This is a genomic window from Shewanella sp. HL-SH4 (assembly GCF_051164845.1).
GTDB classification, from domain to species: Bacteria; Pseudomonadota; Gammaproteobacteria; order Enterobacterales; family Shewanellaceae; genus Shewanella; species Shewanella glacialimarina.
Genome location: NZ_CP195037.1, coordinates 2260218 through 2274252 on the forward strand (window position 1 = coordinate 2260218; position 14035 = coordinate 2274252).

The window sequence follows — 14035 nt, forward strand, 5'->3', positions numbered from 1 at the left end:
TATCGTTCAGTATTTCTTAACGCACGTCATTAATAATTGGATATATATAAACAATTAGCAAGGGTAATATCTCATTAAGAAACACATTCGCGCGTTAATTGAAACAGTGAGAGGTCAGCATGATAAACATGGCTAAAGGTAAATTAATTACAGCGCCAACGCCTATGGCCGGCTTAGCTTTGGGGATTGCCAGTCTAGGCTGGTGTTGGGAAAACTTCGCCAATTTAGATGGTTATGGTCAACTGATAGGCGCGGCCATTGCCAGCGTGTTACTTCTGCTGTTAGCGATGAAGTTTGTCGTCTTGTCCGATACCTTAAAAGAGGATTTAGCCCATCCCGTGATTGGTAGTGTGGTCCCCACATTTGCCATGGCGACTATGGTAGTGTCTAACTCGGTAGGGCAGTTTTATTTACTCGCAGGCGATGCGTTATGGTTATTTGCCGTTGGCTTACATATCGTATTTTTAATAAGCTTTTTATATCACAGAGCGAAAGCATTCGAACTCCATCACATGGTGCCCAGTTGGTTTATACCGCCCGTAGGGATTATCGTTGCCGACGTGTCATTTTCGGGTACGCCACAATTAGCCTTAATTGCCCATATCGCCTTAATCTTTGGCATGGCGACGTATGCTGTGATGTTACCGCTGATGATCTATCGTTTGATGTTTAGCCATGAAGTGCCCGATGCGGCCAAACCAACTTTGGCTGTGTTAGCCGCCCCCGCCAGTTTGTCATTAGCAGGATATTTAACCGTATCGGCTACGCCATCACCTACCATTATCGCCTTACTATTTGGCATTGCAGTGTTGATGACCAGCGTTATCTATCTGGCATTTATTAAATTACTTACCCTGCCATTTAGCCCCGGCTACGCAGCGTTTACTTTCCCTATGGTGATAGGCTCTACTGCATTATTCAAAATGGTCACCTGGATGGAAACGACCAATATAGCAGTGGATTATATTGATCAAGTACGCCGATTAGCGCAGTTAGAACTAGTCATCGCAACCGTGGTAGTGGCCTATGTGGCAATACGATATCTGTATTTTTATCAGCCGTTTAGGGTGAAAACGATGGTTAGTTAATCAGTGTTTTTGGGATAGGTTTTCGATGAGCCATAGGGCTTAAAATATTTTTAGACAAAAGTGGCTTAGAAGGTTTTTTTGAAAAGGTTTACCAGCCCCACTAAAATAATGCCTCTAGTGAATAGGAATGTTTACCTGACCCCACTAAATTCGGTGTTTAAGACAGCCAACTCTGGTTCATTACTTTCAGTAATTTAGCCCACTTTATTACCAATGAAGTCAAATGGAAGAAATAGAATATTAGGTGTAAGCGCGGCTGTGACCGTCGATGGCAGGGATGCCATCGTTGAGCTTACAGGGACGTACTTGCAGCGTGTCACGGAAGTGCTTGCACATAAGGTGGCTATCTCACATCCATGTGATCGCGTCATTCGTATATCCAAACGGAGTTTGTAAATACGAAAAGGAACCTGCGGTCTGAATCTGCTGTGGGCGAAGCACTACTCGGTTGATTTGTTTAACATGGCCGACAAGCTTTAGCGCAACACTTAGTTAGCCCTGATCTGTTTTAGCGCAGCAATCAGTAAATCATGGTCGCTTACTCATACGCGAACTCTTATGTTCACTCTTAGGTCCGGTAAAGCACTTTTACCACATGCCAACCAAACTTTGTTTTAACTAAATGCGGCGTGATGAGCTCGCCACTAAAACAGACCTTATCAAATGGTGGTACCATTTGGCCTTGTTTAAATTCACCTAAACTGCCGCCTTTTTTACCCGATGGACAGCTAGAGTGTTGCTTTGCAAGCACATCAAATTTAGCGCCTTTTTTAAGTTTAGCCATAATGTCATCGGCCAACTCTTTGTGTTTGACCAAAATGTGTAATGCGCTAGCAGTGCGTGCCATGATGTGAACCTTTTATAAAATGTCGCTAATGACGGCATTATATCATTGCTTATGCCTGTTGCTAACCTTGCAAACTGAATGATATTTATCTGCTTAATTCGCCCGAATTAAGCATAATGATGCTGGCATATCACTTTATGCTACTGACTGATTTTACAAAATAAACACTTATCATTTTTCCTTAAGAAAGCCTTAAGATTGGCCCGATAGATTGCCAATATAGGGTTTATAAGGATTAATCATGCCAGCCATCCATAATCAAATTTCGTTACTGTCTTTTCGAAAAACCATCAATGCATTGTGCTTATGCTGTAGCGCTTTGTGGGTGATGACGTTTGCACATTCAAGCATTGCTGCGCCCGCATTAAATTATGCTGTGCAAAATGTTAAGGGTGAAACCGTTAACTTGTCGGAGTTTGCGGGCAAAGTGGTGTATGTCGACTTTTGGTCGTCCTGGTGTGGACCTTGCCGCAAATCTTTCCCTTGGATGAACGAGATGCACGCCAAATATGCTGCCAAAGGTTTAGCTGTGGTGGCGATTAATTTAGATGTTGAACCTGAGCTTGCTGCGCAGTTTTTAACAAAGTTACCCGCGAGTTTTCCTGTGCGTTATAACCCCGAAGGCGATGTGGCGAGATCATTTGATTTACAAGGCATGCCGAGCAGCTTTTTGTTCAATCGCCAGGGCGAATTAGTGCAAAAGCATGTGGGTTTTTATGATGATAAAAAAGCCCTGTATGAGCAAGAAATTCAACAGTTGTTGGTGGAGTAGTTTATGAAAAAAAATTTGATTAGATTCAATATTAAAGCTGGACTCGCTATTGTTATTTTAACCGGTTTATCGGCTTGCTCAACCTTAGGTGTTGAGCCCTGGGAAAAAGATCAACTTGCAAGAGCTGATATGGCTCTAGACAGTGAAAAGCTTGATATGGCCTTAGATGATCATATTTATTTTAGTAAAGAAGGCACCAGTGGTGGTCGCTCATTAGCGGGCGGAGGTTGCGGATGCAATTAACTCAAAAACGCAATATAGCTGGCGCCATAGCTATGGCGAGTTGCAGCTTAATTAACCCTAGTGCTCAAGCGACAGACCTTAATGACACCGTAAAATCAGACGATTGGAAAGTGGATGCCGCCATTATGTATTACGGCGAGCAAGATAGAGTGCAAGCCGCTGAAGTGATCGGCAATGTGCAGAAATCGTTTGGCGATAACTCATTATTAGACATGAAGCTGGTGGTGGACAGTTTAACGGGGGCATCGGCGTCAGGTGCGGTGGCGCAGGACAGTAGCCAAACCTTTACTCGCCCTTCTGGTAATGGTGAATATACCGTTACCCCTGGTGAAACGCCGCTTGATGACACTTTCCACGATACGCGCGTGCAATTAAGCGCGAACTGGATGGAAGTACTTAATCCAGATTGGACCTTAAACGTGGGCTTAAACGGCTCAACCGAATTTGACTATTTATCGTTAGGTTTAAATGCGGGCCTTGAGCGTAGCTTTAATAAAAACAACACAATCGTGGCGTTATCAGGGGCGTTTACCCAAGATACCATTGATGCCGTAGGTGGCAGACCTGTGGCGTTATCTGAAATGGCACTGAGATCTAAATATGATACTGAAGCCGCGTTTCAAGCTGCATTTGATGACACGCGTCAATCGGGTACCGATGACAAGCAAACGATTGACCTAATGCTTGGGGTAACCCAAAACATTAATCGCTTTTGGTTAATGCAAGCTAACTATGGTATTTCGAATGTGTCGGGTTACATGAGCGACCCATACAAGGTGTTATCTCAAGTGGATAACAGCGGTACCACACAGGCGTACCTATATGAGAATCGCCCTGAAGATCGCTTAAAACACAGTGTGTTTTTAATGACCAAAGGCGCGTTAGATTCTGGTGTAGTTGATTTTTCTTATCGCTACAGTACCGATGATTGGGATATTTCATCACATACCTTGGAAACCCATTATCGTTATTATTTGAGCCCGAGTATTTATGCTCAGATACACTTACGTTACTACCAACAACAAGCAGCAAACTTTTATCAGCCATTTTTGTTGGCGGATGAGCCGTTACCTGAATTTGCCAGCGCAGATTATCGTATTGGTGATATGACCGCGTATACGGTGGGATTAAAGTTTGGTCAACGGTTATCTGGCGGACATGAATTAAGCTACCGTTTAGAGTACTACCAGCAAAACCCAGAAAATAATGGCACTGAGTTGATTGGGCAGTTGAATCAATTTGAACAATTCCCTGCGGTGAAAGCGATTGTGGCACAAGTGAGTTATTCGTTTTAAGATGAACACATAATGTGTTTGTGGACTATGCGCTAATGAGCGGTGCCAATTTGAGTGCTAATCAGACTTATGATGCTAATCAAACCCTTCAGCGACTTTACAGAGTCGCAGTTGGGGCTTTTTAGGGTGTTTTCGCGCTATGGCAAGCCCTTGTGAGCTATTAATGGCAACAGATAACGCCGATATAGCCCAAGCTATGTTGGATATTGCCCATAAGGAAGCCATTCGCATTGAGCAAAAATATAGCCGTTTTTTAAGTCATAACCCCCTATGGCAGATAAATAATGCCCATGGTGCTGCTACCCCTATCGATACAGAAACCCTACAATTGCTAACGTTTGCCCAGCGATGCTACCAATTAAGTGATGGTGATTTTGACATCAGTGCAGGGCCATTAATGCGCTTATGGCGCTTTGATGGGCAGTCTTCGATACCGGATGACGCGACTATTACTCAGGCTAAAACAAATGTTAATTTTGCTAAGGTCTATTTTGATCAAGCTAATATTCAGATGCCGGCGGCAATGAACCTTGATTTTGGCGGTATTGGTAAAGAATATGCGGTTGATAAAGTGGCTCATTTATTAGCGGCTCAGTGGCCAGATATTTCGGTATTAGTGAATTTTGGCGGCGATATTCATTGTTTAGTTGAGAAATCACACTCCCCTTGGCAAGTTGGTATCGAAAACCCTAACGCCTTAGATAATGCCGCAGCGGTGCTTAGTATTAACCAGGGAGCGCTTGCCACCAGTGGTGACACGCGCCGTTTTATTGAAGTGAATGGCAAACGTTATGGGCATATTATTAGCCCAACAACGGGCTATCCAGTCGTTAATGCGCCCCGCTCTGTCACTGTACTAGGGCCTAATTGTGTCACCGCCGGAATGTTAGCCACCATGGCGATGTTACAGGGCGCGAATGCTGAGTTATTTTTAGAACAACAGTCAGTGAAATTTACAGTATTTAGATAATTGAGTGAATCAAAAAGGACAAGGTCATGCGGGTGCTACTGGTTGAAGACAATGCATTATTAGCGCAGGGAGTGTGCTTAAGTTTATCTAAGCTTGGTATGCAAGTGGATCATCTCTCAACATATCAACAAGCCTTAACGGCAGTGGATTATGAAGACTTTAGCGTGATTATTCTTGATTTAGGCTTACCAGACGGTGATGGCGCTGATTTACTTAAGCGTTGGCGCAAAAACGGGGTGTCTATTCCGACTATTGTGCTGACCGCGAATACCGATTTTGATATGCGCCTGGCTTGTTTAGATATGGGGGCCGATGATTACCTAAGTAAACCTTTTGACGTGAGAGAGTTAGCGGCAAGGTTGCGCGCTATTGTGAGGCGACAGCATGGCCTAGACCATAATCAATTTGAGTATGGTGCATTAAGTATCGACTTTTCTAAATGTGAAGTGCATTTTCGTGGTGAACTCGTTCATCTTTCACGACGAGAATATCAATTATTACTTGAGTTTGCTCAGTCCGCAGGGCGAGTGTTAACGCGCTCTCAACTTGAACAATTAACCTATGGCTGGGATGAGGTTGGCAGTAACTCTATCGAAGTGCATATTCATCATTTACGTAAGAAAATGGCTAACGAACTCATCAAAACAGTGCGCGGTATTGGTTATACCTTAGTTGAGGTTGTTTAATGTCGGTAAAATCGAATCGGGGTTTAAGCTCGCTGTACTCGCTGCGCATGCTAATGGGCGTTGCTATGGTAACGGCCATTATCATTACCGTGGCTATCACTAATTTACTCAGCCGAGATGATGCTAGTAGACAAATAGAAGAGTTATTTGATGCGCAAATGCTGCAAACAGCCAAAGTGCTGGAATTGTTTTATGTGAGTGAGTTTACCGACGTAAAAATTAAACAACTTATTCAACAGCCTATAAAACTGCATGTGCAACAAACCGATATTGAAACCTTTGCAGAGCAGTCGACCACAGCCAACTTGATGTATGAAAACAAAATGTCTTTTCAACTGTTGAGCGAGTCAGGGGAATTATTAGTTTATTCAGATAGCTCCGGTGAAAAATCACTAAGTCGTTTGGTTCAGGGGTATGAGTTACGCAACATTGATAATGCCTTGTGGCACGTGTTTAGCTATTTTTCCAAAACACATAGGATATGGATTGTTACTGCACAAAGTGAGGATGTTCGCGAAGAGTTGTTAGCTAAGATGATGTCGAATACCTGGACCGTGCCGTTCCTTGTGATGCCAGTCGTGTTGTTGGTGTTTCTATTGATTACTTATTACTTATTTAAACCAGTCAAAACCCTCGAAGCTAATTTACTGACGCGCGCGCCACAGGATTTATCGCCCATCAATATTGCTTTGCCTACTGAATTAATTCCGGTGCAGCGGGCTTTAAACGATTATATCCACCGTATATCACAGGCAATGCAGCGGGAAAGGCGTTTTAGTGCTGATGCCGCCCACGAGCTCAAAACCCCATTAGCTATTGTGAAGCTGCACCACAATGGTTTAAGGGATTTATATGGTGACACTGTTGAACAATTAGTCACTGAACCACAACAGGCGCAACTTCACTTAAGTGCGATTGAGCAAGGTGTGGATCGTATGAGCCATATGGTTGAACAGTTATTGCTCTTGTCCAGAGTCGATGCTATTGAGGCGCTTAATTTGCAACAGTGTAGAGTGAGTGACATCATTGAGGCATCGATAAACCAGCTTATTACTATTATCGCCGACTACGAATGGCAGATTGATATTTCTCCTTCTATTATTGCCACGGTTGATGAGTTTTATATGGAGTTAGTGTGTAAAAATTTGATAGAAAATTCCTGTAAGTATAGTCCTAAAGAGTCGATTATTAGTATTCAAGCCATTGAGCAAGATAACAAGATTATCTTAAAGTTTGCTGATTCAGGTAAGGGAATGAGTGAGACGCAAATCGCACGAGCAAAAGAGCGATTTTATCGGGTGGATGAAAATGACTCCCAAGGTGCTGGTTTGGGATTATCGATTTGCCAGCACATTATTAGTCTACATGGCGGTGAACTTCATTTGGCAGCCAACCAACCTAAAGGCTTGGTCGTCAGTATGTCATGGCCAAACGCAACACAATAGACAGCGCGGATAACCTAGTAGCCGAATAAATTAGTTTGGACTAATTTATCTCTACAGACGTACAATGAGGTTATTTGTTAGACTGCATGGCTGATCAAAATACGCGTTTGCAATGAGTTATTGCAATAAACTGTCATAATGTTCAGTCACAATCATCGAACCTTATTTTTATACAGCGGCTTTCTATCATGCCGCTGCAACTTCACTTCATCGTTAAGGAACAAACATGATCACTCAAGGACAAACTTTACCAGCGGGTACATTAGGTCAATTAACTAAAGACGGCATGGTAAACCATAACGTTACTGAGCTATTCGCGGATAAAAAAGTGGTTTTATTTGCCGTACCAGGTGCATTTACGCCAACGTGTTCAGAAGCACATTTACCGGGTTTTGTGGTATTAGCTGATCAGCTTAAAGCCAAGGGCGTTGATTTTATTGCCTGCGTGTCGGTTAACGATGCATTTGTGATGAAAGCCTGGGGCGAAGCGCAAAATGCATCAGAATTAATTATGCTTGCAGACGGTGATGCTAGCTTTACTAAAGCATTAGGTTTAGACATGGATACCGCAGGTTTTGGTGGTGTTCGTTCACAGCGCTATGCCATGGTTGTCGATAATGGTGTGGTGACAGTATTAAATGTTGAAGCGCCAAAAGCATTTGAAGTCAGTACTGCAGAAGCGGTATTAGCTGCCCTATAAGGTTTTCTTTCATCACTTTGACGTGATGATGAACTAAAAAAGCACACCATCATTACTTTGATTGGCGTGCTTTTTTTATGGTTACAAACAGTACGATGCAGGCTTAGAAGTAGTGAATATATTCCGCACCGACACGATACAACACATCATCAAAACCTATTAAATCTAACTCATAATCACGGCTGACATATTCGGTTGCGAAATGCAGTAAATTATTCTGGTTGCCTAACGGCACTATGACGCCAAATTTTAAGTGATCTACTTTATAAAATTGATTGTCGTCATAAGCCCACTCACCAGAGAAATGGCTGTAGGACGCAGTTATTTGTACGCCACTGTTGGTAAAGGCATACGCGTTATTCCATTCAACAAAGTAACCTAGACCAGAGCGACCAAGTACATCAACACCGTGGCCAAGTTCTTGGCGCGGCCAATCATCATCTTTTTCTTCTTCGCTGTAACCTGCGCCGAGTACAAAGCCAAGATCGTAATGGTTAACGTCAGTAAAACGACTATTTAAGCCTAAACCAGCAATGGCTAATATTTCCAATTCTTCTAGTTGCTGGCTATTGTAATGGCCTTCAACACGAGCGTGGGCACTGACGATATATTGCTGCTGATCACCAAAACTGGTAGAAGGACGATAATAATGGAACTGAGCATCCATAGAGTTACGATAGCGGTCGTCATCGTACTTTTCAGAGTCTTTTTCGTAGTAATAGGTTGCCCGTGCGCGAATGTAGTTTTCATCTAGCTTGAACCCATTATTGTAAAGGCGATCATCCCAAATGATTGAAAATCCAGCACCACGCGACATTGAGCTATATTCTGAGTCTGGATATGATTCAAGACCGACAATAACCGACGCAGCTAATGGCAAGGCCTTCTCTTTTGCCATAACGGATATACTGATATTGGCCAATAATAAACTACTGAGTACTGACACCATCAATTTCATAATCTGGATAACCTTTTTAATGTAAACCTAATGTGCTGCCTAAGATTAACATCTTGAGGGCACATATCCTTATAAAAAGGAGGGATTAAGCAGTACTTAAGTGTTAGCTTTTGATCATGTTTTGGGTAATAAAACCCGGGCAATTAATCCACCATTAGCACGATTTGCTAAGCTCACTTTACCGTTATGGCGGTCGATAATACGCTTAATGATTGCCAGGCCTAAGCCTGAACCTACGCTACCACGGGCACTGTCACCTTGGGTGAAAGGCTGGAAAAGTGTTTCTGCTGTAGCTTCATCAATACCTGGGCCGTCATCTTCTACTGAAAACCCGACAAACCGACCTTGTTGGAAGGATGATATTTTTACCCAGCCATTACCGTATCTAAAGGCATTTTCTACCAGGTTACTCAGTACCCGCTTAATCGCTACGGGGTGAATAAGAATTTCTGGACATTCGCTTAAGCTGGTTTCTAGTACACCGTTTCGATGACTTTCCTGTTGGCTTATCTCTTGAATTAGCTGATTAACTTGAAACAATTCACGAGCAACATCTTCATCATTGCGGATATAAGCAATAAATTGGGTGATGATGGCGTCCATGTCTTCTATATCACCGACAATGCCGTCTTTTAAATATTGGTCATCTTCCACCATCATTTCTGATGCAAGGCGAATCCTGGTTAAAGGAGTGCGTAAATCGTGAGATATTCCGGCCATCAGTAGGGCGCGGTCTTGTTCTAGTTGTTTCATGCTGTGCGCCATTTGATTAAACGCATGGGTCACTTCAACGATTTCCGTTGAACCACTTAAGGGTAAAGGGTCGGGGAATTGGCCTTTTGATACCGCAAAAGCGGCCTTTTGTAATCGTTTTAAGGGTTTGTTTTGTTTGCGAGCAAACAGCCAACCGCCAGCGACACTGAGTGCTCCGATAACCAGCAAATATAATGTCAGTGGCGATAAGTCAGATTCGTTAATGCTAGTCAGCGGCACTTTTATCCACAATTTAGGCGCTTGCGGTGGGCGGATCCAAACATTTAACGTCTCGCCTTGAGAAAAGCGCACTTCTGCTTCACCGCCTAAATAGCCTGACATTTGCTCAGATAAAAAACCATAGTAAGCGGCATTGTCTAAACCTGCTTTACGGGCTTGTTTTAGGTTGTAGACTGTCATGCCATCGTGACGAACTTTAGCATTAAGCGCGTCAACCATAGACAGGTGTTCACGACCAACGTCAACACCATCAACAAATAGAATATTGATTTGCCTAGCAATAAGCTGGTTAATTTGCTCATAACTGGGTTTAATAAAGTACACAGCAACTGACCAGTAAGACACCAGTTGATTGATCAGCAGCAAGCTACCAATCAATACCACGGTTTGACTAAAGGCGTTACGAGGTAAGAGGCGTTGCCACCACTTTAAGACTAATTTGGCAGGTTCTGGCACGGTTTACTTACGCGCCGAACCGTCAGGCACAAACACATAGCCTAAACCCCATACCGTTTGAATATAACGTGGGTTGGCAGCATCTTTCTCTATTAATCGGCGTAAACGCGATACTTGCACATCAATTGAACGCTCTAGGGCAGAATAATCCCGTCCACGGGCTAAATTCATGAGTTTGTCGCGCGATAGTGGCTCACGAGGGTGGGAAACCAATACTTTTAATACCGCAAATTCGCCACTAGTGAGCGCAATGCTTTCATCACCATGGAACATTTCGCGGGTGGCTAAATTCAGTGAAAACTCACCAAACTCAATCATTTCTTCTTGCTGTGCAGGGGCGCCGGGTACATCAGTAATTTGTCGGCGCATTACCGCTTTAATGCGGGCAAGTAATTCACGGGGATTAAATGGTTTAGGTAAGTAATCATCGGCGCCTAGTTCTAGGCCAATAATGCGATCGACTTCATCGCCTTTTGCGGTAAGCATCACAATCGGGATCGGGTTTTCTTGCTGACGCAAGCGGCGACAAATAGATAAGCCATCTTCACCAGGTAACATTAAATCTAATACGAGTAAGTGAAAGTTTTCACGCTCAAGTAGTCTATTCATTTGCTCTGCATTGGCAGCGCTGCGTACCTGGTAGCCTTGCTCCATTAAATAACGCTCTAACAACGAACGCAGTCGCATATCGTCATCAACAACGAGAATTTTAGATGTTTCTTGGCCCATGAAAATGTCCCTTTACCTTTAGCATTTTTAGTTAATATAACCAGTTTACCGTCTGGCTAATAGTGTCTTAAAAGTAACTTTAGCTTGAAGTCGCATTTTTATAACTATTTGTTATTAAATGCTATTGATTTTATTGGTTTTTAATTAATATCAATAAAAGTGTTAAAATTGTAACAAATCCCATTTTGTAGATGATTAACAAGGCTTTGTAAGCTAGGTATGCAAATTGTATTAAATGCTTATGTTTAAAATAATCTTCCCCACACAAACTCAGCGCTAATAGCTTGATCTGAACTGCTGTAAACTTGGGCGTAATAGCCGTTAGCAAAAATTACACAATAGCTGATATCAACCGCCAATTTATCAGGCCAATATCCAAAGGTGTGATGGCGCTCAAGTGCTTGGTATTGCTGACCGAGAATATCCACATCACCATACTCAGAGGATAACGTGAGTAGGGCATTTGCTGCGGACAGTGAGTAATGTATCGGTTGGGTTACAAGGTCGTGAGTGATCAAGTCGGTTTTGGTTATTTCTGGTAATTCTGCAGGCTGCGTGACTAAAGATTGTGCCGCTACAAACTGAGCTTGTAACGATTGTTGTCGGTAAAATACCAGCTCACTGGGAATAAACTGCAGTGCATCAGTCTGTTGCTTGATACGTCCCCAGTGGTGAAAGCTGCTATTTGGTTCATCAAGGTTAATAAAAATGTGGCTATAACTGGTATCAGGATTAATGTGCAGCAATGCCATTTGGTTTGCTGATTGATAAAGCCAGTCGCCTGTTATTGGCAGGTCATTATTGGGTAGAATACTACTTGGTAGGGCGCTGTTAGGTAGATCTCTGTTCGTTAGAGCGCTCGTTAGTAGGTTATTACTGTAGGCGAAACCGACAGTAAAACACATTGATATAGGCAACATAATGACAAGTGTAAATAGCGGTTTAGGTCGATATTTATCAAATAAGTCTTTTAGCATTGAGTACATATAATTCCCTTTATGTGTACAAATAGAAGGTTAAGTATAGTTGATAAAATGGCACATAAAAAAAGAGCCTCATAAAGAGACTCAATTTTAGGTATTCATAAAGTATGATTTAAGGTGAGTTAGAAGCGGCCTACAACACCCACACCTACATTATAACCATCAGCATCAGAATCAAGATCTTTTGATAAATCAAATGTAGCAGAGAATGCATCTGACATGCGTAACCAGTATGCGGTTTTAACCATAAAAGCATCATCAGAGCCAACATCCGCATAACCTAAACCCACAGACCAGGCTTTAGTCACATACCAATCTGCATTGATATTGATTAAGTCATCAGCATCTGTGTGAGTCCAAGATGCACCTAGGTCGATACCGGTTGTTGTTTCAAAATCAATAAAGCTACGCACTTCAGCACCGAACTGTGATTCAAAGTCATCACTGCCATCAATATAAAAAGCGGCTACTTTTGAGCTATCATTGAAAAAATAACCCCCATCCAGTTTGTAAACACTGCCACTATTATTGCCAAATTCTACACGTTGGAATTGACCACCAACGAACCATTTTGAATCAAACACATAAGTACCATCAAAACCTAAAGTGTCCACATCCGCAGCGTCAAATATAGAATAGTTAGCGCCAACGTTAGATTTTTGCGCTAAAAAGCCGTTAAGTGCATAAGGGCCGTTTGCTTGGTCAACAGGGCTAACATAGTAGCGATATTTTGCATTCCAAATACCGTCGCCAAATTCTTCAGAGTTAGCGTTATAGCTTAAGCCCGCTTCGTGTTGAAACGCAGCATCTTGTGCAGCTACAGCAGGTAAGCCTACAAAACCTAATAATAACGCTAGAGCAGTAACATTTTTCATCAATCATTCCTTTATTTGATTATTTTTCGCTAGGTAATTCAAGCAAGGTCGGGGGGAGATAGACTGAACATACAAGATGTTTAATCCACTATATTTTTCTTCCAAAACATCATGTTTGTGAAGTGTGCTTTCCTAGCGGCGCAAACCATAAAGCAAATGAGGTTAAAAATAAAATGAAACTTATAAATCAATAAAAAACTTAGACTTTTTATAAATGTCAATCCACTAAATAGAATGGGTTTTACTGTTGGCATTCTACTTTGTAATTAGTTTTATGTGCTATTCCGCTGCATTGAGCTAATCGTGATATATTGCGCTATTGAATTTTTTATCCTCTAACTGTGATTATAAAATTATTATGAGAACGGCGATTGTGACCCGTGAAGGGTTTGACAAACTAAAGCAAGAACTGCATTTTTTGTGGCGTGAAGAGCGACCAGAAATTACCAAAAAAGTGGCTTGGGCCGCTAGCTTGGGCGATAGAAGTGAAAATGCGGATTATCAGTACAACAAAAAGCGGCTACGTGAAATTGATTGGCGAGTAAGATATTTACGTAAAGCGATTGAAAACCTTAAAGTTGTCGACTATTCCCCTGAGCAAGAAGGCAAGGTGTTTTTTGGTGCTTGGGTAGAGATTGAAAACGATGATGGCCAACAACTGACACTGCGGGTGGTCGGTTATGATGAAATTTTTGGCCGCAAAAATTATATCTCAATAGATTCGCCTATGGCACGCGCCTTGTTAAAAAAAGAAGTTGATGATGAAGCGATAGTCAGCACACCTGATGGTGATAAGTGCTGGTATATTAATAAGATATTTTATCGACAAGCTGAATAAGCTCATTTGAAAAACATTATTTTCTCGCCTTCTTATCGTAAAGTTTGATAAATAGAACTCTAGACTGCGACACCTTGTCGCAGTTTCCGCTTTAGCTTTTGTCTCCCCCTATTGTCGCAGGCACAATTGCACTACAACTTATCTACAAAAACAACAA

The 14035-nt window shown here is 42.2% G+C and carries 15 protein-coding genes; 9 read left to right on the plus strand and 6 right to left on the minus strand.

The features are described 5' to 3' along the window. The first annotated feature begins 119 nt into the window (after positions 1 to 119). A complete protein-coding gene (locus ACRWQL_RS10885) occupies positions 120 to 1088 on the plus strand; it encodes a TDT family transporter (protein ID WP_434949923.1) in 969 nt (322 codons plus the stop codon). Between the two features lie 568 nt (positions 1089 to 1656). On the opposite strand, the gene ppiC is transcribed toward ACRWQL_RS10885, so the two are convergent. Continuing rightward, positions 1657 to 1935: a peptidylprolyl isomerase PpiC gene (gene ppiC, locus ACRWQL_RS10890; RefSeq protein ID WP_226412588.1), complete on the minus strand. Its 279-nt coding sequence runs from the start codon at positions 1933 to 1935 to the stop codon at positions 1657 to 1659. A gap of 328 nt (positions 1936 to 2263) precedes the next feature. On the opposite strand from ppiC, the gene ACRWQL_RS10895 reads away from it, so the two are divergent. The 7 genes from ACRWQL_RS10895 to ACRWQL_RS10925 all read left to right on the plus strand — a co-directional run bounded on the left by ACRWQL_RS10895 (position 2264) and on the right by ACRWQL_RS10925 (position 8046). Beyond that, positions 2264 to 2707 (plus strand): TlpA family protein disulfide reductase, encoded by a 444-nt coding sequence (locus tag ACRWQL_RS10895; RefSeq protein ID WP_226415796.1) that lies wholly within the window; start codon positions 2264 to 2266, stop codon positions 2705 to 2707. Between the two features lie 3 nt (positions 2708 to 2710). After that, on the plus strand, positions 2711 to 2950 hold the full coding sequence (locus tag ACRWQL_RS10900; RefSeq protein ID WP_434949925.1) for a DUF4266 domain-containing protein: 240 nt from the start codon (positions 2711 to 2713) through the stop codon (positions 2948 to 2950). Further along, the gene (locus ACRWQL_RS10905; protein WP_434949927.1) at positions 2941 to 4245 is read left to right on the plus strand and encodes a DUF3570 domain-containing protein; all 1305 of its coding nucleotides are present in this window, start codon (positions 2941 to 2943) and stop codon (positions 4243 to 4245) included. Before ACRWQL_RS10900 ends, ACRWQL_RS10905 begins: the two co-directional genes overlap by 10 nt. 139 nt (positions 4246 to 4384) lie before the next feature. Next, positions 4385 to 5215 (plus strand): FAD:protein FMN transferase, encoded by an 831-nt coding sequence (locus ACRWQL_RS10910; protein WP_434949929.1) that lies wholly within the window; start codon positions 4385 to 4387, stop codon positions 5213 to 5215. 26 nt (positions 5216 to 5241) lie between these two features. Next, positions 5242 to 5901, plus strand: a complete 660-nt coding sequence (locus tag ACRWQL_RS10915) for a response regulator transcription factor (protein WP_434927510.1) — start codon at positions 5242 to 5244, stop codon at positions 5899 to 5901. Then, complete coding sequence (locus ACRWQL_RS10920) at positions 5901 to 7346, plus strand: ATP-binding protein (RefSeq protein WP_434949931.1); 1446 nt, start codon at positions 5901 to 5903, stop codon at positions 7344 to 7346. Before ACRWQL_RS10915 ends, ACRWQL_RS10920 begins: the two co-directional genes overlap by 1 nt. A gap of 226 nt (positions 7347 to 7572) precedes the next feature. Then, a complete protein-coding gene (locus tag ACRWQL_RS10925; RefSeq protein ID WP_434949933.1) occupies positions 7573 to 8046 on the plus strand; it encodes a peroxiredoxin in 474 nt (157 codons plus the stop codon). Positions 8047 to 8149: 103 nt separating this feature from the next. Here the strand turns inward: ACRWQL_RS10925 and ACRWQL_RS10930 are convergent, their stop codons facing one another. The 5 genes from ACRWQL_RS10930 to ACRWQL_RS10950 form a co-directional block, all read right to left on the minus strand. After that, complete coding sequence (locus tag ACRWQL_RS10930) at positions 8150 to 9004, minus strand: hypothetical protein (protein WP_434949935.1); 855 nt, start codon at positions 9002 to 9004, stop codon at positions 8150 to 8152. Positions 9005 to 9118: 114 nt separating this feature from the next. Continuing rightward, the gene (gene envZ / locus ACRWQL_RS10935) at positions 9119 to 10453 is read right to left on the minus strand and encodes a two-component system sensor histidine kinase EnvZ (RefSeq protein ID WP_434949937.1); all 1335 of its coding nucleotides are present in this window, start codon (positions 10451 to 10453) and stop codon (positions 9119 to 9121) included. 3 nt (positions 10454 to 10456) lie between these two features. After that, positions 10457 to 11182, minus strand: coding sequence for an osmolarity response regulator transcription factor OmpR (ompR, locus tag ACRWQL_RS10940; protein ID WP_434927506.1), 726 nt, complete (start codon positions 11180 to 11182; stop codon positions 10457 to 10459). A gap of 245 nt (positions 11183 to 11427) precedes the next feature. Further along, positions 11428 to 12168, minus strand: coding sequence for a hypothetical protein (locus ACRWQL_RS10945; protein WP_434949938.1), 741 nt, complete (start codon positions 12166 to 12168; stop codon positions 11428 to 11430). Positions 12169 to 12287: 119 nt separating this feature from the next. Beyond that, positions 12288 to 13040, minus strand: a complete 753-nt coding sequence (locus tag ACRWQL_RS10950; protein ID WP_434949940.1) for a putative porin — start codon at positions 13038 to 13040, stop codon at positions 12288 to 12290. Positions 13041 to 13398: 358 nt separating this feature from the next. Between ACRWQL_RS10950 and greB the strand changes: the two genes are divergently transcribed. Further along, entirely contained in the window at positions 13399 to 13878 is a 480-nt protein-coding gene (gene greB, locus ACRWQL_RS10955; RefSeq protein WP_434949942.1) for a transcription elongation factor GreB, read from the plus strand. Positions 13879 to 14035: the final 157 nt, after the last annotated feature.